This is a genomic window from Acinetobacter sp. ANC 4910 (assembly GCF_004331035.1).
Classification (GTDB): Bacteria; Pseudomonadota; Gammaproteobacteria; order Pseudomonadales; family Moraxellaceae; genus Acinetobacter.
The window spans coordinates 304,797-326,204 of sequence record NZ_SJNT01000004.1; the positions used below are offsets into that span (position 1 = coordinate 304,797).

The following is a 21,408-nucleotide window of genomic DNA, read 5'->3' on the forward strand; positions in this document are numbered from 1 at the left end:
CAACACCTGATCAAGAACCTAATGCTTCCTCATTGGAGGAAAAAAATACAGGGAAATCTGAAACGGATCTATCAGAGCAACTGACCGACAGTAATACTGAGACAGAAAATTCAGCAGAACACTTAAATGATGTCTCTGAAAAAGTGACTGATCCAACACCTAAAACTAAACTTCTGAAAAGCACAGGTATTATTCTAGCCATCTTACTGCTTGGGTTCATTGCATTTGGTTTGTGGAAAAGCTACCAACCCCAAATAGTTGAAATACAAGGAAGAGTTGAAGCGGAAACTATTCATATCAGTACCAAAATACCAAGCCGAATTGAAGAACTTTATGTACATGATGGTGAAAAAGTTCAAAAAAACCAGCTGCTCGTGCGTTTATATAGCCCTGAAATTGATGCTAAAAAGCAGCAAACGCTAGCGGGTTTGCAATCGGCACTGGCACTGCAATCGACAGCTGATCGTGGTTCGCAACAAGAAAATATTGATACGCTGTTTGCCAACTGGCAAGCCATGAAAGCTCAACAAAACTTGGCTCAAACAACTTACCAACGTGGGGCGAAACTCTTTCAAGAAGGTGTTATTTCACGTCAGCGTTGTGATGAAATGCAGGCTGCTGCACAATCCGCTGCTCAGTTGACTGAAGCTGCCTACCAACAATATGCTCGGGCAAAACGTGGAAGCACAACTGAACAGAAATCCACAGCGGATGCACAGGTCGAAATCGCCAAAGCTGCTGTTGCGGAGGCCAATGCGCTAGATGCTGAGACAAAATTATTTTCACCTGTAAATGGTACGATTTCCAAAACCTACGGCAAAGTCTCAGAATTAGTCGCGATTGGCGTGCCTGTTATGAGTATTATTTTAGACGATGAGCTCTGGGTGAGCTTAAATGTTCGTGAAGATCAGTATGCTCAAGTCTATCAAGCCAAAACTTTGGAAGGATTTATTCCCGCTTTAAATAAAACTGCACAATTTAAAATTGAAAACATTGATGCAGAGGGTGAGTTTGCGACCATCAAAACAACGCGACAAACTGGGGGTTACGACATACGTAGCTTTAAGCTCCACTTAACACCAAGTACACCCATCCCAGATCTTAAGGTTGGCATGAGTGTGTTATTTAAAGTCAAAGAGCAATCCTGATGTGGGCTGGTCTCTGGCGTGAACTCCGCTATTTAGCCACACACAAATGGGACTTGTGTTTAGTTACACTCGCCCCGCTATGTGTCATTGTGCTATTTAGCTGCATGTTTGCACAGGGAAAGCCTGAACATTTACCTATTGCGATTATTGATCAAGATCAGAGTAGTCTGAGTCGAAATATCGAAAAATATATATCCAGCAATCAAAGCTTGGCTATTTATACCGTAACGCCCGATTCCAATGAAGCTGAACGCCTACTGAATGAAACAAAAATTTGGGGTTATGTACTGATTCCTGAAGGTGCAGAACAACGACTGGTTCAAGCCAAGGATGCTGAAATTGCTCTTGCATTTAATCAAAGCTACTTCAGTGTCGGAAATTCTATTTCTTCAGCCATGCTCAGCAGTACTGTGCAAGCCATGGCAAATTACATGGGACAAAATTATTTAGAAAATAATATTCCCTATTTAGACATCCCTACCCCTAATGTGAAAATCTCGCCACTCTACAATCCGAGTCTCAGTTACGAATTTTATTTAGAACCTTTTGTCATTCCTGCTGTTCTGCATTTATTACTCTGTTGTTGTGTGGCATTTTCCGTAGGTCAAGAATTTCAATTTGGGTCTACAAAAGACTGGCTGAAATCTTCAACAATATGGACAGCGTTACTCAGTAAAGCTCTTGTGTATGTTTTTATTTTCAGTATTTGGACATGGTTATGGATGTTCTGGCTTATAGAAATTCGAGGGTGGTTTGTGGCTGGTCAACTCTGGCTATTACTTTTAGCTCAGTTTTTATTTTATTTTGCCTACGCTTTAATTAGTGCAACTGTAGTATTAGCTACCCATAATTTGGCCAAAACTTTTGGCTTTATTGCGGTATATGGCGGTTCATCCTTAAGTTTTGCAGGTGTGACACTCCCCTTAAATAATGCCCCTGCATTTACTAAATTTTGGGCCAATATTATTCCGTATACACCTTATGCCAAGCTACAAACTGAACAATGGGTCATTGGTAGTCCTGCACAACTTTCCTTTATCTCTTTAGCAATTCTGAGTTTTTATTGTCTCTTCTATTGGACAACTTCTTTCCTGTTATTAAAAAAACGTCGTGTAGAGGTACAGGAATGAAACAAACATTAAAGTCATTTATTTTTTACTTTGTAAAAACATTCAAAGATATTGCAAAAAATAGCTCCATTCTCACAACGATGGTGCTTTCTATCTTCTTTTATAGTTTTTTCTACCCAACAGCCTACAAAGCACAACACGCTCAAGCCTTACCCATCATTATTGTGGACGAAGAACAAAGTACATTAACTGCCAGTATCATTAATGCAGCGAGCAACAGTCCAAATATTCAGGTTCGTGCTGTAACAGGAAATTTTGCTGAAGCGGAAGCTTGGGTAAAGCAACAACGTGCCGATGGTATTTTGCTATTACCAAATAATTTATCTAATAGTATTCATCGGGGTGAAGTTGGTGGGGTTGGATTATATTTAAGTGCTGCTTATTTTTTAAGAACCAAACAAATTGGTTTGGGGTTGGCAACAGCCATTGAAAACACCTTAGCCGAACGTGCAGAAAAGTTTGGTCAGATTTCACATTTTTCACCCGCCCTTTCAGCTCATCAAATTCCATTATTTAATACACTTTCAGGCTATGGCAGTTATATTTTTCCTGCCATTGCCCCCTTAATTATTCATCAAACCATTGTATTGGGCTTATGTATGCTGGTTGCAGGTTATCGCAACTCAAATTGGCGGAGCAAAACAACTGAGTTTTGGGGATTATTTGCCGCTGCGCTGAGCATTGGTTGTTTGGGCTGCTTTTATTTATTTGGCTTTACCTTTTGGCTTTATGACTACCCACGTGGCGGAAATTTTTGGGGCATGCTAATTGCTGTTCCAATTTTTATAAGCAGTGTGATTGGGCTGAGCCTTGTCTTGGCTTCTTATTTAGATATTCCAGAACGTGCAGGTCATGTTATTGTCTTCACCTCCATTCCGCTATTTTTACTTTCGGGCACAGCTTGGCCACATGCCGCTATGCCTCAATGGATGCAATACTTAGGCTCAGCCTTACCATCGACTCAAGCCATTCAAATGTTTATTCAATTGAATCAGATGGGTGTACCTACGCAAATGCTTATACCTAAGCTCATTTATCTGAGTGTTTTTGCAGGTGTCTGTTTAAGCTGGGCATATTATCGTTTATGTAATGCACGCAACTAATCACTTATTCATCATTTTTATTTAACAAACTAATGACAAATTTAAGAACAATCGAATTATTAAATAAAACAGATTAAATAATAATCAATCAATAATAATAAATTAAAAAAAGATCGCTCATTCTTCATAATAACTTCACAATAGCCACCTTCCATCTGCCAGCATTCTTCTTTTTTTCATGCCACCGCATCTTGATGCAGCATAAGAGTTCTTGCAGATATTTTTTTGCCCCTAATTTTTTTTCTGAGCTGAGTATGAAAAAAATTAAGATAAGCCTTGCATGGCAAATTGTAATTGCACTCATTTTAGGTGTACTTTTAGGCTCTTTTCTGCACTATTCTCCTGAATATCGTGATGCCTTTGTAACTAATTTATTGAGCCCACTAGGTTCAATATTTATTAGCCTCATCAAAATGATTGTAATCCCTCTTGTGGTTTCAATGCTTATTCTAGGCATTGCAAATACAAGTCATGGTACCAATGTTGGTCGACTAGGTTTCAAAACTATTCTATATTTTGAAATCATTACAACCATTGCCATTATTGTTGGCTTGGTTGCTGCAAATGTATTCCAGCCAGGTGCTGGTATTGATATGTCGACTCTCACTCAAGTCGATATTTCTAAATATCAAGAAACCAGTCATGAAGTTAGCCAACATTCTCATGGTTTAGTACAAACCATTTTGTCGCTAATTCCACCGAACATCTTTGCTGCATTAACTAGCGGTCAAATGCTGCCGATTATTTTCTTCTCGGTATTGTTTGGTATTGGCTTAGGTTCTTTGTCTAAAGAAACTAAACAACCGCTAATTCAGGTATTGCATGGTGTTTCTGAGACAATGTTCAAAGTTACACACATGATCATGAAGTTTGCACCTTTAGGTGTATTCGGCTTAATCGCTGCGACCGTTGCAAACTTTGGCTTTAGCTCGTTACTTCCATTGGTAAAACTTGCAATATTGGTTTACGCAGCTATTTTCTTCTTCACTTTTATTGTATTAGGGTTTGTTGCCAAAATTTGCGGATTCAGCATTTGGACCATTATCAAAATCTTAAAAGATGAATTGATTTTAGCTTACTCAACTGCCAGTTCAGAAACCGTTCTTCCACGTATTATGGAAAAAATGGAAGCATATGGCGCGCCAAAAACAATTACCAGTTTTGTCATTCCAATTGGTTATTCGTTCAATTTGGATGGTTCAACACTGTATCAAAGTATTGCCGCGATTTTTATTGCTCAGCTCTATGGCATTGACTTAAGCTTGGGTCAGCAAATCATTTTAGTACTTACTTTAATGATTACCTCTAAAGGCATTGCAGGTGTACCTGGTGTTTCTTTCGTGGTGCTATTGGCGACTTTAGGCAGTGTTGGGATTCCACTTGAAGGTCTGGCATTTATTGCGGGTATTGACCGTATTTTAGATATGGCACGTACTGCATTGAATGTCGTTGGTAACGCATTAGCTGTTCTCGTGATCAGTAAATGGGAAGGCCAATTCGATACGGAAAAGCAAAAGAACTACAATGTACAACTGAATGATACTTTGTAATTTAAATTGCATATAAAAAAGGACGCTGCGGCGTCCTTTTTTATTTAACATAGCTTTTGATTATTCAATTTTCTCGCCAAATACTGACACGCTAATGTCTCGAATTTTGCTACTGCCATTGGGTTTATCAAAACTCACGTCATACTGTACTAAGTTTTTATCATAGGCATATTCATAGGTCACCGTATATTTACTTGGCTGATTGCTGTCATTCAGTAATTTTTTTGACACGATTTTCTTGGTTTTATAATTCTCTTGAGGTAAACCGCGTGCAAATTTTTGCATGTTCTTCTGATCACCTTGATAACGCGCTTGCAGCTCAGGTTCAAAATGCGTCATCAATTGGTCAAAATTCTGTGCACGTAAATTATCATAAGCGTCTTGAGCAACTTGTGCTTGCTCCTTACTCGGGTCAGCAATATTCGCCTGCTGTCCCAGCTTATCGCATCCACTGAACACCAATACCGATGCTAAAACCGCATATTTCATCTTCATCATCGTTGTTTTCCCATTATTTATGCAACAAATCATATAGAAAAAGGACGCCTAAGCGTCCTTTTTGTTTTAGACCATGACTTATTCTTCTTCAGATTCATTCAAATCTGATTCATTTTCAGTTTCATCGACAATCATTTCTTCATCAACTAACTTTTCATTAGCCAATACTGATTCTATAGTTTCGATTTCATCTTCTTCTACAGCATCAATCGCTTCTACACCCACCAATGTTTCATCTTCCCCTAAGCGGATAAGACGAACACCTTGTGCATTACGACCTGTTTGAGCCACTTCTGAAGCGCGAGTACGCACTAAGGTACCCCCATCTGAAATCAGCATCAGTTCTTTGGTTTCATCAATAGAAACTGCACCGACCAATTCGCCATTACGCGCTGAGGTCTTAATGGCAATTACCCCTTTCCCACCACGTTTTTTGGTTGGGAAATCACCAACTGGGGTACGTTTACCATAACCGTTAGCAGAAGCACACAACACTTCACCTGTTTCAGGAACGACTACCAAAGACACGATACGGCTAATGAAGTTTGCATCTGCATCATCGTCATCCGATTCAACTTCTTCTGACTCATCTGCTTGGGCCGAACCAATCGTGACACGCATACCACGTACACCTTTGGCAGAACGACCCATTGCGCGTACATCAGTTTCAGCAAAACGAATTGCTTTACCTTCATTTGAGAACAACATAATTTGCTGTTCGCCATCAGTAATCGCAACACCAATCAAGGTATCTTCTTCATTCAGCTCAATTGCACGTAAACCATTTGAACGTACATTACTGAATTGTTCCAGCTCTACACGTTTCACGGTGCCTGATGCAGTTGCCATAAATACAAAGAAGTTTTTACGTAACTTTTCAGTCAATTCTGCAAATTCAGCAACAATTTCATCATCAAGATCTGTTGCAGAAAGCTCGACACCCAACTCTTTTAATTGTTTACGCAATGCATCTGATAATTCATCCGCATCTTCAGCCAATCCATCAAATGATGCTTTTAACGCATCATAATGTGCTTCGATGATACTGTTTTCACGTAGTTTCACCACATGAGCACGAACGAAAGCTTTAAAATCGGCTAAACGATCTTTAAATTTCTTCGGCGCATCAATTACAGGCAAAATTGCAGTAATCGTTTCATCTGCCTCTAACGGCAGTAAGTTCACCATTGGGCGACCTTTTGCACCGCGAGAAGCTTGTGGCACTTCAAACACTTTCAGGCGATATACTTTACCCACATTGGTAAAGCATAAAACCGTCGCATGGTTTGAGGTAACAATCAAATGCTGAATGTAATCATCTTCCTTCATTGACGTCGCAGATTTACCACGTCCGCCACGACGTTGTGCAGCATAGTCAGACAATGGTTGAGTTTTCGCATAACCTGTTTTCGAAACAGTTAATACAACTTGCTCTTCTGGAATTAAATCTTCACGAGAGAAGTCAATGCGCGATTCTACAATTGCCGTACGACGAGCATCGCCATATTGCTGAAGAACCAAAGCCAACTCTTCTTTAATTACTGCCATCAACAAATTAAAATCATTCAAAATTGCTGTTAACTCAGCAATTTGTCCTAAAATTTCGGTGTATTCAGCATGAAGTTTGTCTTGCTCTAAACCTGTTAAACGGTGCAAGCGTAGCTCTAAAATCGCACCGACTTGGGTCGGAGACAAACGATACATATCACCATCTAAACCAAATGGACGGTTCAGATCTTCACCGTCAATCACTTCAGGGCGAACGGAAACCGAACCAGCTTTTTCTAGGAGTGCAACCACACCACCCGCAGCCCACTCACCTGCTTGTAAACGTTCACGCGCTTCAGCTGGGTTAGCAGAGGTCTTGATCGTTTCGATGATGGCATCGATGTTCGCCAAGGCAACCGTTAAACCTTCTAAGATATGACCACGTTCACGTGCTTTACGTAATTCGAACATGGTACGGCGAGTGACTACTTCTTGACGATGGCGAATAAATGCCGCAATGATATCTTTAAGATTCATTAATTTTGGCTGTCCGTTGTCCAGACACACCATGTTAATGCTGAAAGAGTTTTCGAGTTGCGTATTCAAGAATAAGTTGTTCACCACAACTTCAGCATTCTCACCACGTTTTAAATCAATCGCGATACGCATCCCGTCTTTATCAGATTCGTCGCGTAGTTCTGAAATACCTTCGAGTTTCTTCTCTTTTACCAACTCAGCAATACGCTCGATAGTTCTCGCTTTGTTGACTTGATATGGAATTTCAGTGAAGACAATGGTCGTACGACCTGTTTTTTGATCTTCCTCAAAGTGGTATTTACCACGGATATGCAAACGACCTTTACCCGTACGGTAAGCATCTACAATACCCGATTTACCATAAATAATGCCGCCAGTCGGGAAATCTGGACCCGAAATATGCTGCATTAAACCTTCAATACTGATATTTGGGTTTTCAGCATAAGCCAGACATGCATTCACGACTTCAGTCATGTTATGTGGCGCCATATTGGTCGCCATACCCACTGCAATACCTGTCGTACCGTTAATCAACAAATTCGGAATACGCGTTGGCATCACTTGCGGGATACGTTCTGAACCGTCGTAGTTGTCTTCCCAGTCTACGGTATCTTTTTCGAGATCCGCCAGAATTTCATGGGTAAGCTTTTGCATACGAACTTCGGTATAACGCATTGCTGCTGCACTATCACCGTCGACAGAACCAAAGTTACCTTGACCATCTACAAGCATATAACGCAAACTAAAATCTTGCGCCATACGAACAATAGTTTCATAAACAGCAGAATCACCATGCGGGTGATATTTACCGATTACGTCACCGACAACACGGGCAGACTTTTTGTATGCTTTGTTGTAGTCATTACCCAATTCGTGCATTGCAAAAAGCACACGACGATGAACAGGTTTTAGACCATCTCGTACATCAGGTAAAGCGCGTGATACAATCACGCTCATTGCATAATCCAAATACGAGTGCTTGAGTTCATCCTCAATGGCAATCGGTCTAATTTCCGATACGCTCATGCATACTCCTTGTTATACAAGCAGGAATTCTGCCCGCATTTATATCTTAAATCTTGCAAAAATTTAACTCAGGGAATTGAGCTAAAAAACTAAAATACAGCCGTAAATTATAGCATAAAAGGCTCACTAACAGGGAGTTTAGTAATCTGAAAAATAGCATTTTTTTACAATAAAAAGTTTATTAGAATTAATAAGTTAAAAATCTAATTTTCTACTTTTTGACGAACAGAATAAACGCTTATTTTTTAATCTAAAATAACGCTCTTTCTAATAGAAAAAGTCAGCGTAAATTAAAAACCATCATTTATGGAAATGGGCATTTTCTCTTTGGAAAAAAATTAAATCCAACTCTAACGATTTACCGGTCAGTTGAAAAACCATGCTATGCATCTGTCCTCGATGATGAGTTTGATGATTAAATAGATGCGCTAATATCTCGATTAACGGTTCAGTATAAGCTTGACCACGACGAATGTAGGTAATAAGCCTGTTAAATGCAGCTTCGTCGTATTCATTGAGAAAGCCAATTAAACGCTGATCATGCTCAAACCTTGCAGGTATCAACGCACTGATCTGAGGGTAAAGGATCTCATCTAAGGCGTAATTGGAGGCCACTCCCCCCTTAATACGTTCAAACCAAAGTAAATCACCTACCAGTAGATGATTTGCCGTTTGCATAAGCGATTTGAAATAGGCTTTGCAATCTTGATTTAACTGTTCTTCTGTTAGCGTGGTTAAAATAGAAAATAACCTCTGGTTTGCCCACTGATTATAATGAGCTAACATTAGAAAATAGGTTTTAAAGCTATAATTCATCTACAATCCTCCGTTTATTTGTTGTTTTTTAACACAAAAAAACGCTCCTTTCGGAGCGTTTTTTATTCAAACACAAGTTCAGAAATTAGATTTTAGATACTAATTCAGGAACAACAGTGTTCAAGTCGCCAACTAACCAGTAGTCAGCAACTGCATTGATTGGTGCTTCTTCGTCTTTGTTGATCGCAACGATCACTTTAGAGTCTTTCATACCCGCCAAGTGCTGAATCGCACCAGAGATACCTACAGCGATGTAAAGGTCAGGAGCAACAATTTTACCTGTTTGACCCACTTGCATGTCGTTTGGAACGAAGCCAGCATCAACCGCTGCACGTGAAGCACCTTGTGCAGCACCAAGCTTGTCAGCTAATGGGTCAAGTACTTTATGGTAGTTCTCACCAGAACCTACACCACGACCACCAGAAACAACAATACGTGCAGCTGTTAATTCAGGACGTTCAGATTTCACGATCTCTTCAGAAACAAACTTAGAGATACCAGCATCTTTTGCTTCGCTTACAGCTTCAACCGCAGCAGCACCGCCTTCAGCAGCGACTGGATCAAACGCTGTACCGCGTACTGTACCCACGATGATTGCTTCATCAGATTGAACAGTTGCAATTGCGTTACCCGCATAGATTGGACGCTTGAACGTATTTGCAGATTCAACCGCAATGATGTCTGTGATCATGCTTACGTCAAGAAGCGCCGCAACGCGTGGAAGAATGTTCTTACCCGTCGTTGTAGAAGCAGCCAATACGTGCTTGAAACCACCTTTCGCTACATCAGCAACTAAAGCTGCAACGTTTTCAGCCAATTGGTTTGCATAAGCAGCGTTGTCAGCAAGTAATACTTTGCTTACGCCTGCAACTTTTGCAGCAGCATCAGCAACTGCTTGCGCGCCAGAACCAGCTACCAATACAGTGATATCACCACCGATTTTTTGTGCCGCAGCAACAACGTTTAAAGTTGCACCGTTAAGTGTCTTGTTGTCGTGCTCAGCGATAACTAAAATACTCATGATTTTATCCTTCTGTATTAGATCACTTTCGCTTCGTTTTTCAATTTTTCAACAAGCTCATCAACAGATTTCACTTGTACGCCCGCTTTACGGTCAGCAGGTGGTTCAACTTTAACTGTTTTAAGCTTAGTTGCAGTAGAAACACCAAAATCAGCTGGTGACTTCATATCAAGCGGTTTTTTACGCGCTTTCATGATGTTTGGAAGCGCAGCATAACGTGGCTCGTTCAAACGTAAGTCAGTGGTGATAATTGCTGGAAGTGATAATTCAACAGTTTGTAAACCACCGTCAACTTCACGAGTCACTTGTACTTTGTCGCCATCTACTTTTACTTCAGATGCGAATGTACCTTGACCTGCACCCAATAGCGCACCAAGCATTTGACCAACTTGGTTAGAGTCATCATCAATTGCTTGCTTACCAAGAAGGATTAATTGTGGTTGTTCAGCTTCAACAACACCTTTAAGGATTTTAGCAACTTCCAAAGCACCAAGTTGGCTGTCATCAGCTTCAACCAAGATACCACGGTCAGCGCCAAGTGCCATTGCAGAACGAATTTGTTCTTGAGCTTCTTTAGGACCAATAGAAACAACGATGATTTCTGAAACAGTTCCTTTTTCTTTTAAGCGAACCGCTTCTTCCACTGCGATTTCACAGAATGGGTTAATTGACATCTTAACGTTAGTAAGGTCTACCCCACTATTGTCCGGTTTAACGCGAACTTTAACGTTGGCATCAACCACACGTTTTACAGCAACAAGAGCCTTCATGTAATCCTCGGCTGTTTTAGCAAAAGTAAATGTTGAGAAAAGTTATATTAACTCTTCACTTAAAATTTTTTAGGTGTCCTATCTTGCAATTGTATGGCATTTCGGTCAAGTCACAATTACTGAATCCACTGTAAAAATGCGTAAAAAGGGCTGAACGTTGCGTTCAAAGTTTTATTTGCATGAATTTTGATTCTAAAATAGTGGTTTTAGTGTACTAATTTTAAACATTGATTTTTATTATTTTTTTACTTTATTTACTACATAATTTTTTCTGATCAATTCCTTAAATTTCTGCTTTATCTGTTCGGATAAGTGACCAAGCACGGCTGCAAAATCAAACAAATGACTTGTCAGTTTTGACAGAACCATATTCCTGATTAAAATTTTATTCCCCAGCCACGTTAGAGCAGCAGTCCAATCAAACTTATTGCTCCGACATTATAAAAAATCTGCTGTTGTACATATAAAAAAGCACACTAATCAAGAGCATGCTTTTTAGTTTCAATTAATTGGCAATTAACCAAGTCGCAGCTATCATCAATAAACCACCCGATCCTGCATCAATCCATTTTTGCTTTTTGGCATCTAATTGGGCATTTTGTGTAATTTTGGCCACCGCAAAACTCAACCCGCTATACACCACTAAACATAAACCAATAAAAATAGACGATAAAATAAGACCTTGAGTGACTGTATTTTCTGACTGGTTTATAAATTGTGGCAAAATTGCAAAGTAGATGAGCATGCCTTTGGGGTTCAGTAATGCTGTAAAAAAACCTTTGGTAATTGGGCTACCCGCTTGTGCTTTCGGCACTTGCAGCGATTTAGTATTAAAAACCGACTTTAATAAGCTGAAAGCAAGATACAACAGATACGCGATACCTAACCAACGAATTGTTTCAAACAATAACGGAAAAGAAATAAGAATTGCCGCAATACCGACTGCAACCAAAACTGAATGTATTAAATATCCCATGCAAATACCAAGGGTTGCCATAATTCCAGCCTTTACCCCTTTCGACATGACTTGTGAAAAGATAAATAGCATGTCGGGACCAGGGGTAAAAACCAGAGGCAAAACGGTCAGTGCAAACAATAAATATACAGACATATCCTTTTCCCTTTCGAATAGGCTGAAAGTGAAAATTAGTATCTGCGAATTTATACAAAATAGGATTGCAAATATTCTATAATTAGGTTTAATTTTCGAATTTAATTCTATTTTATGAAATCATCTTCCAAGAATATTTTAATCAAACTCGATCGCATTGATAAAAGTATCATTCGTGCTTTGCAGCAGAATGGTCGTATTCAAAATAATGATTTAGCCAAAGAAGTTGGGCTGTCACCTTCATCTTGTTTAAGACGGGTCAAACTATTGGAAGAAGCTGGAGTAATCCAGAATTACACCACTGTGGTTGATCCACAAAAGATTGGTTTTCAACTGATTTTGTTTTCACGTATTTGGTTGGTGGGACAAGATGCGGAAACCATTGATCGTTTTATTGAAGCCATGAAAGAACTGCCCCAAGTCATGGAGTGTTATATTATTTTGGGTGAGTGTGATGCCATGCTGAAAGTGGTAGTGCCTGATTTAGAAAACTATCGAAAATTTCAGTCTACCCATTTGACCAAGAAAAATGGCATCACCAGTGTAAAAACTGATTTGCCTAGCCAAATTATTAAGCAAAGCTTTCAACTTCCACTTGAAGATTTATAAGAGATGCTATGCAGAATACTCTAGAAAGTACGCGCTTAATTTTACGTCCATGGCAAGAGACTGATCGGTTGCCATTTTCTCAACTCAATGCTGATCCTGCCGTCATGCGTTATTTTCCGAAATGCTTGTCTCGTGCTGAAAGTGATCTGCTCATCGATAAATGCCAAGCGTTAATTGAACAGCGTGGCTGGGGTTTTTGGGCGGTCGAATTAAAATCTGAACAACGTTTGATTGGTATGACAGGATTGCATGATCAACCCAATCAATTTAGTTTTTCACCGTGTACCGAAATTGGCTGGCGCTTACATAAAGATTATTGGGGGCAAGGCTATGCGACAGAAGCAGCGCAACTTGCTTTAGATTTCGCGTTTCAAACACTCAATTTAAAGGAAGTCGTTGCTTTCACAGCCTCAATTAATCACCCTTCACAAGCGGTAATGAAAAGGTTAGGTATGCTATATCAACAAGAATTTCTACATCCTGCACTAAGCACCGACAATATTTTGCAGAAGCACGTACTGTATTGCATTGATTCAAGTGAATTTAGCTCAGACGTGCACATTACCTAAAAAGTCGCGATGTACATGACTCAGTTCAATCAACTCATAAAGGGACAAATCAAAAATTTCCCACACCGATTGAAAGTCATCGGTCGTATCCATAATTGGAATATAGCTTGCAGATACATTCCACGTTGTCCCATCCCAGACATAGCACTTGAGGGTCTTCTGTTGTAAAGCTTGTACCATGCCAGAGGTGTTAACCCCTTCAATCACTGAATTTTCAGGCAATAATGGTTGTACTTCAGGTAAGCAATATTCAATAAAATGTTTAATCTGGCGCAAACCATATCCTGCAAAAATATCCTTTTGCACTGAATTTAATTGATTATATTTTTCTTGTATGTTTGAAATCATGGCTTGCAATCCTCTTTCATTCTACGTTCAAAATTCACAATCGGTATATTTATGTTTAATACCGCATGCCAAGCGACACTTATACTGCATCTTTTGATTTTTTATTATTCTACAATAGTACAAATAGGCTCCTTTGCATTTTACTTATGCCATGACTACAGCAAGTTCCGTACCAAAACAAAAGCATTCAGCAGAATGATGAGCATATATCTACACTGAAATTGTTACTGTTTTTTGAATTGAGCACGCGGATGTGCTTGATCGTAGACATTGGCCAGCCGATCAAAATCGACATGAGTATAAATTTGGGTGGTACTTAAATTACTATGCCCCAACATTTCCTGCACAGCTCTTAAATCACCACTATTTGAAAGCATATGACTCGCAAAGCAATGTCTTAACAAGTGTGGATGTAAATCAACACTCACCCCTGCACGTTGCGCTTGAAACTTAACCCGATTTTCAATTTGTCTCGCACTCAGTGGATTACCTTTACGACTAATGAAGACATGTGCATCAGGAACAAAATCACCATGCCACAATGGATACAACTTTAGCCATTCCATTAACGCATCTCTAGCTTTGGAACCAAAAGGCACTACACGGGTTTTGTTACCTTTACCCGTAATCCGCAATAAAAGCCGATTAAAATCAATATCTTTAATTTTAAGGCTTTGTACTTCAGCTAGTCGTAATCCACTTGAATACAATAATTCTAAAATTGCCTTATCACGCAGCCACAATTCTTGATCTGACTCTTTTTCAGGCTTCGTCTGATCTAAAATTTGCTGAATGGTTTCAATATCCACCATACCCGGCAAGGGTCGCGGTTGGCGCTTTAACTGGAAATCATCGGATGGATTAAACGTCAGATAATTCCCTTCTTTTGCCCATTTCATAAACTGACGAATCGCAGACAATAATCGCTGTAAACTACTAGAACTTAATTGCTGTTGCTCTACTTTTACTGCCAAATATTCACGCAAATCTGACGTTTCGATATCTTGTAACAGCAATTTTTTCTGATCACAAAACTGTAAAAAATCACCAACATCACGCTCATACGCCAGTAAAGTTAATTTGGACTGATTTTGTATTTCCCGTGCTTTCAACCACATGGCTAATAATTGTTGGGATTCTACAGACATAATACCCATCCTAAACTTTAAAATTAAAGTGAGTTAAATACTGTTGAATGTGTGCTGCAACTTCTTCTGCATGGTGCTCCCCAAAGGCATGATCACCCCCATGAATCAGGTGTAGCTGTGCTTGTGGCAGTTTTTGCTGCAATGTTTGTCCAACGGCTATGGGACTAATTAGATCTTGATCACCCCACAATAACAATATTGGTATCCTGATCTTTTCAAGGTGTTGAGATAAATCTATCTGTGTAGCCATAAACCAGTCTGGATAGTTAAGATATTGTTGTTGATAGGCGGTTCGCCAATCCAGTACCTGAAATGGAGTTAAATCAATTCCGCCCGAAGTTGCTAAAAGCACTAATCCCTTGACCAAATCTGGACGTGCTATTGCCGCCTGTACAGCAAAAATTCCGCCCATAGACTGTGCAATCAAAATAGATTCAGACTGAATCTGTTGCAAAACATAATTCGACAAACTGGCAAAATCATAAACACTCTCTTGGCTTGGTTCCTCACCAAAACTCGGATAGGCAATCACTTGTTTAGATTCTGCATGAGATAATTTATTGATTAAGGGATTCCAGAACGTAGTACTTCCCGATGCGCCTGGTAGAAAAATTAAATTTGGCATGTCTACACTTTATATCTATTTATCTTTGGCTTCAGCATAGCCGATTTTAATCCATAAAAAAGCACCATCATGGAGACAGTGCTTTTTTAACATCAATACAGATTTAGCCTTGGAAATAACGCAGGTCAATACGTCCTTCATAAACGTTGGCTGTCGGACCTGTCATCCAGACCACATCGCCATCACGCCATTCAATTTGTAATTTCCCACCCGCCAATTCAATTTCAACCTGATTCGCCAATAAACCACGACGGATGCCTGAAACAGCAGCAGCACATGCGCCTGTACCACAGGCTAAGGTTTCACCGACACCACGTTCGAAGACACGTAAACGTGCATGTGTTTCATCAATAATCTGCATGAAGCCTGCGTTCACACGTGCAGGGAAACGCGCATGCGACTCTACTTGTGGTCCGATTGATGCCACATCAGCCGTAATCACATCTGGAACAATGGTCACAGCATGTGGATTACCCATATTCACCACATCAATTTGAATCTGTTGTTGATTTGCCAACTCTAGATCATACAGACTTGCTGGTTCATCGGCCAAAAATGGAATTTCCTGTGGCAGGAACTTTGGATACCCCATATTGACGCGTACCCAACCATTTGAACCCAATTCAGGTTCAACAATGCCTGCTTTGGTTTGTACTTTAATTTTGGTTTTCGTCGTCAATTGTCGTTCATGTACAAAACGAGCAAAACAGCGCACGCCATTCCCACATTGTTCAACTTCTGAACCATCGGCATTAAAAATACGATATTTAAAATCCGCTTCTGGCATATCAGGTGGTTCAACAATTAACAATTGATCAAAACCAATACCAAAATGTCGATCGGCAAGACGTTGGATGGTCAGTGCATCTAAGTAAGCGCGCTGACTAATTAAATCTACAACCATGAAGTCATTGCCTAGACCATGCATTTTAGTAAATTCTAAAAACATTTTTAGTGACTCCTTAAGGCAATAAACGCTCTTTTTCCCAAAGTGATTCGATGGTTTCACGTTCACGAATGAGATGTGAGTTCGCGCCATCGACCATGACTTCAGCCGCACGTCCACGCGTATTGTAATTTGAACTCATGACAAAACCGTACGCACCTGCCCCTAACACTGCAAGTGTATCGTTTTCACGGAGTGCTAAATCACGTTCTTTACCCAAGAAATCGCCCGTTTCACAAATCGCACCCACCACATCCCATTGCAAAGTTTCAACATCGTGTCGTGGCGTTACAGATTGGATATCCATCCATGCTTCATACAAAGCTGGACGAATCAAATCGTTCATTGCTGCATCAATAATGGCAAAATTACGATGATTGGTCGGTTTCAATAAATCTACTTTGGTCAGCAACACACCTGCATTGGCTGAAATACTGCGCCCTGGTTCCATATACACTTTTAGACCTAACTTTTCTAAAGCCGGTTTCAAAGCATTGGCATATTCTTCAACGGTTGGAGGAACTTCATCTTTATAAGTCACCCCCAAACCACCACCAATATCGACATGCTTTAATTCAATACCAAGCTCTTTCAGTTGCTCAATCATGAGCATGACACGATCAAGTGCATCGACAAACGGTTTGGTTTCAGTCAACTGTGAACCAATATGGCAGTCGATACCGATAATTTCTAAATTCGGTAGACTGGCTGCATATTGATAGGTTTCAAATACCGTATCTGAAGGAATACCGAACTTGTTTTCTTTTAATCCAGTTGAAATATAAGGATGCGTTTTTGCATCGACATCTGGGTTAACGCGTAATGAAATTGGGGCTTTTTTGCCTAACGCCGCCGCCACTTTCTGAATACGATCTAATTCGGCATAAGATTCAACATTAAAACATGCAATGCCGACTTCCAATGATTTTTGAATATCCGCTTCAGTTTTACCTAAACCTGAAAAGACAACTTTAGATGCATCACCACCTGCAGCTAACACACGGGCTAACTCACCACCCGTCACAATGTCAAAGCCACAGCCTAATTTGGCTAACACGCTGAGTACCGCAATATTTGAGTTAGACTTTACCGCAAAACAAATTTGATGATCGATAAAACCAAAAGCACGGTCCATATCTAAAAAATGCTTTTCAAAAGTTGCTTTTGAGTAAACATACAGTGGCGTGCCATATTGCTGCACAAGCTGTTCTAGGGAACACTGCTCTGCGTGCAATACCCCATTAATGCGGGTAAAACTCATGGAAGATGTCCTTTCAATGACAAGTTAAGGGGTAGAAGATTTTGATTCTGTAGTTGTCTGTTGTTCAACCGATTCAGTCGTTTGGACTTGCTCTTTTTCTTGAGCAGACTCTACATTTGGATATAACAAATATTTTGCACGTTTGTCATAATTTGAATCGCTTGGTAATTGCAATGCACCCGATTGACCACAACCGACTAATGAAGATCCCAATACCAATACACTTATGCAGCAAATGACGTGACGCATCTGACCACCTATCTCAAATTTTAACAAAGTATAACCTGATCAACGCATTGACCAAAGCATTAAACGCTAGAGATTATCCCCAGACATAAAAAAACGCCAGTTCTAAACTGACGTTTTTCTGTATATGCCGCGATTATTTATGTTTTGGCTTATAGAAACAGAAATAACCAATGGCAAGAATGATGAGCCAAATTGGGCTGACCATTAGCGCCTTCATGGTATCTGGTTCTAATGACAACACGTAAATCATGCCAACAAAGAACACTATCACCACCCAACACGTCAAAGGACCACCAGGCAATTTAAAAGTCGATTTCGCATGTAATTCTGGACGTGTTTTGTAGTAAACCAAATAGCTCCACAAAATAATCAACCACACCAAAATAAACAGAATCGTTGATAATGTCGTTGCCAAAGTAAAGGCTTCAACCGTATTTGGCACAAAGTACTGTAAGGCAGCACCACCCAACAAACAAATTGCAGAGAAATATAAAGCATTTGCAGGAACTGCACGCTTATTCAAATGACCAAAAGCTTGTGGCCCTTGCTTCTCACGCGATAAACCGAACAGCATACGGCTGGTCGAGAATACTCCACTGTTCATAGATGACATCACAGAAGATAACACCACAAGATTCATGATAATCGCCGCGGCTGCAATACCTGCCTGACTAAACAAATTCACGAATGGGCTAACTTCTGGATTGATCCTATTCCATGGTGTCACAGACATCACAATCACCAATGCCAACACGTAGAAAAAGATAATACGAATTGGAATTGAGTTCACTGCTTTAGGCAAGTTGCGCTCAGGATCTTTGGTTTCTGCTGCTGTAGTTCCCACCAATTCCACCCCAACAAAGGCAAAAATTGCAATTTGGAAACCTGCCAAGAAACCACTCATCCCCGTCGGGAACATCCCGCCATTCGCCCATAAGTGCGTGAATGATGCAACTTCACCCGTGGTTGAGGTAAAGCCTGTAAAAATCATCCACAAACCAACAGCAATGAGGACCACAATGGCTATGATTTTGACCAAAGCAAACCAGAACTCAAGCTCACCAAATAGCTTCACCGTCATGAGATTTAAACCCATAATGAAGACGATGGCAGCAACACTGATCATGGCACCTTCAACTGGGCTAAATGGTAGTCCATTGTTGAAGAATTGCAGATAATAAATAATGGCAGACAAGTCCGCGATACCAATGGTGATCCAACACAACCAGTAAGTCCAACCAACAAAATAACCCGCCCAAGGACCAATCAAGTCTGTCGAGAAATCAATAAACGACTTATATTTGAGGTTAGATAATAGTAGTTCCCCTAATGCACGCATTACGAAGAACACCATTAAACCGATGATCATATAAATAAATAAAATTGATGGGCCTGCCAAACTAATGGTTTTGCCCGACCCCATGAACAAACCCGTACCAATTGCACCACCAATCGCAATTAGTTGTAGATGTCGATTCGACAAACTACGATGCAGTTCGCCTTGTGCAGCCGACTCATTCGTGTTTTGATTTAACATCGCTATAAAAACTCTCTATTAATCCTTTAAGATTTTTTAACCAAATTAATCCAAATTACACATTTGCACTATTTTTAAGCACGCCTTCGCCATGTAAGTTTTTGGGTCAATCTAAGCTAAACAACTCTATCTGTATCGTTCAGCATTCAAGCCTTATACAATTGGGGCCGATAATACGCACTACATCAATGCAATACAATGCACCTTTTGGACACATCAGTTCATATAAATCTTATACCATTCAATAAAAAAAGCAGCCAGCTTGGCTGCTTTTTTAAGTTTTACTTCACATCAACACTTAATTATTCTGTTGATTGTTCTGTTGTTTCTTTAAACGCTCTTCCCAATACGTTGCATTACGGATACCCAGTTTCACAGGATCGAAGGTATATTCTGTTACCCCAGCTTTTTGTTGCTGCTCATAATCTTTCAATGCTTTGATGGTTGGTTTCCATACAAAGTAGGTCACAATAATACCGACAATGTTAATCCACGCCATTAAGCCCACGCCAATATCACCGATTCCCCAGATATAACCCGTTGCACTAATTACACCGTAAGCGACTGAAATCATGATAAAACATTTAGTAATAAACAATAACGATGGTGCTTTAGTGATATAACTGAGATAAGTAATGTTGGTTTCCGCAATATAGTAATACGCAACAATCGTTGTGAAAGCAAAGAAGAATACCGCCAAAGCAACAAAGATTTGACCGAAACCACCAAAGACAGTACTCACCGCCATTTGAGTAAATGCGGGTGAACCAATTTCGACAGTACCTGCAACGTTTTGAACAATAAATTGTCCTGCTTCTAAAGTGCCTTGAACGTTATACATGCCTGTAATTAAAATCATGAAGGCTGTTGCAGAACAAACAAATAATGTATCAACATAAATTGAGAAGGCTTGTACAAAACCTTGTTGCGCTGGATGTTGTACTTCTGCTGCCGCCGCGGCGTGTGGACCAGTACCCTGACCAGCCTCATTCGAATAAACACCACGTTTAACACCCCAACCAATGGCAGCACCCAGTCCTGCCATTGGGCTAAACGCATCGTCAAAAATAAGTTGCAGCACACGTGGCAATTCGTGAATATTCATTCCGACAATTACAAGCGCCATTAAAATATAGCCTAGCGCCATAAATGGAACGACAAACTCAGCAAAACGTGCAATACGCTTAATACCACCAAAAATAATGATGGCCAGCAAAGATAAAATCACTACTAAAGCGACTAATTTGAATGAACCTACATTCCCAAAGACGATAGACCCTTCACCTGTAATTTGTGTAAAGGCATTCCCCACCGCATTGGCTTGAATTCCCGGTAGGAACAAACCACAAGCAACAATGGCAGCAATCGCAAATACCACACCCAACCAACGCTGCCCTAAACCTTTATCAAAATAAAAAGCAGGTCCACCACGGTACTGACCTTGGTATTCCACCTTATAAATTTGACCCAAAGTAGATTCTACGTACGCTGTACTTGCCCCCAAGAAAGCCACGAGCCACATCCAAAACACGGCACCTGGACCACCAAAACCAATTGCTGCCGCTACCCCTGCAATATTACCTACACCCACACGTCCTGAAAGTGAAACTGCTAATGCTTGAAATGAGGAAATTCCTTGTTCTGAAGAGCCACCGTGTATTAATAATCTTGCCATCTCTTTCATTTGGCGAACTTGAACAAAGCGCGTCAAAATAGAGAAAAATAAACCTGCCCCTAAACACAAATAGATAAGAGCTTTGCTCCAAATAATACTATTAACCCAATCAACAATTTCTGCTGCACTCATAGACATCTACCTTTTTATATAATTTGAAAATGTTGCAACTGCTTTATTTTCATTTGTCTGAGCATGAGCAATATCTATGCCATCAAACTTCTAAGTCATGACAAGAAATGA

The 21,408-nt window shown here is 40.0% G+C and carries 19 protein-coding genes and 1 pseudogene; 6 read left to right on the forward strand and 14 right to left on the reverse strand.

The window, feature by feature from the left end; translation table 11 throughout:
- Positions 1–200: 200 nt before the first annotated feature.
- From E0H82_RS06260 to gltP, 4 genes and pseudogenes are all read left to right on the forward strand, one after another.
- A pseudogene (locus tag E0H82_RS06260) lies at positions 201–1,148 on the forward strand (HlyD family secretion protein); the annotation flags it as partial.
- Positions 1,148–2,278, forward strand: a complete 1,131-nt coding sequence (locus E0H82_RS06265) for an ABC transporter permease (protein WP_131263847.1) — start codon at positions 1,148–1,150, stop codon at positions 2,276–2,278. The pseudogene E0H82_RS06260 and the gene E0H82_RS06265, both read left to right, overlap by 1 nt.
- Positions 2,275–3,381, forward strand: a complete 1,107-nt coding sequence (locus E0H82_RS06270) for an ABC transporter permease (protein WP_131263848.1) — start codon at positions 2,275–2,277, stop codon at positions 3,379–3,381. Before E0H82_RS06265 ends, E0H82_RS06270 begins: the two co-directional genes overlap by 4 nt.
- A 254-nt stretch (positions 3,382–3,635) precedes the next feature.
- Entirely contained in the window at positions 3,636–4,931 is a 1,296-nt protein-coding gene (gene gltP, locus E0H82_RS06275) for a glutamate/aspartate:proton symporter GltP (RefSeq protein WP_131263849.1), read from the forward strand.
- Positions 4,932–4,991: 60 nt separating this feature from the next.
- Here gltP and E0H82_RS06280 read toward each other — a convergent pair whose 3' ends face one another.
- The 6 genes from E0H82_RS06280 to E0H82_RS06305 all read right to left on the reverse strand — a co-directional run bounded on the left by E0H82_RS06280 (position 4,992) and on the right by E0H82_RS06305 (position 12,198).
- Positions 4,992–5,429, reverse strand: coding sequence for a DUF3887 domain-containing protein (locus E0H82_RS06280; RefSeq protein WP_228258629.1), 438 nt, complete (start codon positions 5,427–5,429; stop codon positions 4,992–4,994).
- A 78-nt stretch (positions 5,430–5,507) separates the two neighbouring features.
- The gene (gene gyrA, locus E0H82_RS06285) at positions 5,508–8,480 is read right to left on the reverse strand and encodes a DNA gyrase subunit A (RefSeq protein WP_131263850.1); all 2,973 of its coding nucleotides are present in this window, start codon (positions 8,478–8,480) and stop codon (positions 5,508–5,510) included.
- A 300-nt stretch (positions 8,481–8,780) separates the two neighbouring features.
- Positions 8,781–9,296 carry a DinB family protein gene (locus E0H82_RS06290; protein WP_131263851.1) on the reverse strand — a complete coding sequence of 172 codons (516 nt, stop codon included), beginning with the start codon at positions 9,294–9,296 and terminating at the stop codon, positions 8,781–8,783.
- A gap of 85 nt (positions 9,297–9,381) precedes the next feature.
- Positions 9,382–10,317, reverse strand: coding sequence for an FAD-binding protein (locus tag E0H82_RS06295; protein WP_131263852.1), 936 nt, complete (start codon positions 10,315–10,317; stop codon positions 9,382–9,384).
- A 17-nt stretch (positions 10,318–10,334) separates the two neighbouring features.
- A complete protein-coding gene (locus E0H82_RS06300; protein ID WP_131263853.1) occupies positions 10,335–11,087 on the reverse strand; it encodes an electron transfer flavoprotein subunit beta/FixA family protein in 753 nt (250 codons plus the stop codon).
- 505 nt (positions 11,088–11,592) lie between these two features.
- The gene (locus tag E0H82_RS06305) at positions 11,593–12,198 is read right to left on the reverse strand and encodes a LysE family translocator (protein ID WP_131263854.1); all 606 of its coding nucleotides are present in this window, start codon (positions 12,196–12,198) and stop codon (positions 11,593–11,595) included.
- A gap of 114 nt (positions 12,199–12,312) precedes the next feature.
- Between E0H82_RS06305 and E0H82_RS06310 the strand changes: the two genes are divergently transcribed.
- Together E0H82_RS06310 and E0H82_RS06315 are read left to right on the forward strand one after the other, a co-directional pair.
- Positions 12,313–12,807 carry an Lrp/AsnC family transcriptional regulator gene (locus tag E0H82_RS06310; protein ID WP_131263855.1) on the forward strand — a complete coding sequence of 165 codons (495 nt, stop codon included), beginning with the start codon at positions 12,313–12,315 and terminating at the stop codon, positions 12,805–12,807.
- A gap of 8 nt (positions 12,808–12,815) precedes the next feature.
- Positions 12,816–13,376 carry a GNAT family N-acetyltransferase gene (locus E0H82_RS06315; protein ID WP_131263856.1) on the forward strand — a complete coding sequence of 187 codons (561 nt, stop codon included), beginning with the start codon at positions 12,816–12,818 and terminating at the stop codon, positions 13,374–13,376.
- Here E0H82_RS06315 and E0H82_RS06320 read toward each other — a convergent pair.
- The 8 genes from E0H82_RS06320 to E0H82_RS06355 all read right to left on the reverse strand — a co-directional run bounded on the left by E0H82_RS06320 (position 13,356) and on the right by E0H82_RS06355 (position 21,297).
- Entirely contained in the window at positions 13,356–13,724 is a 369-nt protein-coding gene (locus E0H82_RS06320; RefSeq protein WP_131263857.1) for a hypothetical protein, read from the reverse strand. The genes E0H82_RS06315 and E0H82_RS06320 overlap by 21 nt on opposite strands.
- 224 nt (positions 13,725–13,948) lie before the next feature.
- Positions 13,949–14,872 carry a site-specific tyrosine recombinase/integron integrase gene (xerA, locus tag E0H82_RS06325; protein ID WP_131263858.1) on the reverse strand — a complete coding sequence of 308 codons (924 nt, stop codon included), beginning with the start codon at positions 14,870–14,872 and terminating at the stop codon, positions 13,949–13,951.
- A gap of 10 nt (positions 14,873–14,882) precedes the next feature.
- Positions 14,883–15,497, reverse strand: a complete 615-nt coding sequence (locus E0H82_RS06330) for an alpha/beta fold hydrolase (protein ID WP_131263859.1) — start codon at positions 15,495–15,497, stop codon at positions 14,883–14,885.
- Between the two features lie 103 nt (positions 15,498–15,600).
- The gene (dapF, locus tag E0H82_RS06335; protein ID WP_131263860.1) at positions 15,601–16,446 is read right to left on the reverse strand and encodes a diaminopimelate epimerase; all 846 of its coding nucleotides are present in this window, start codon (positions 16,444–16,446) and stop codon (positions 15,601–15,603) included.
- 13 nt (positions 16,447–16,459) lie between these two features.
- The gene (gene lysA / locus E0H82_RS06340; RefSeq protein ID WP_131263861.1) at positions 16,460–17,704 is read right to left on the reverse strand and encodes a diaminopimelate decarboxylase; all 1,245 of its coding nucleotides are present in this window, start codon (positions 17,702–17,704) and stop codon (positions 16,460–16,462) included.
- A 24-nt stretch (positions 17,705–17,728) separates the two neighbouring features.
- Complete coding sequence (lptM, locus tag E0H82_RS06345) at positions 17,729–17,953, reverse strand: LPS translocon maturation chaperone LptM (protein ID WP_131263862.1); 225 nt, start codon at positions 17,951–17,953, stop codon at positions 17,729–17,731.
- Positions 17,954–18,086: 133 nt separating this feature from the next.
- On the reverse strand, positions 18,087–19,490 hold the full coding sequence (locus E0H82_RS06350) for an amino acid permease (RefSeq protein WP_131263863.1): 1,404 nt from the start codon (positions 19,488–19,490) through the stop codon (positions 18,087–18,089).
- A 298-nt stretch (positions 19,491–19,788) separates the two neighbouring features.
- Positions 19,789–21,297, reverse strand: coding sequence for an alanine/glycine:cation symporter family protein (locus E0H82_RS06355; protein ID WP_131263864.1), 1,509 nt, complete (start codon positions 21,295–21,297; stop codon positions 19,789–19,791).
- Positions 21,298–21,408: the final 111 nt, after the last annotated feature.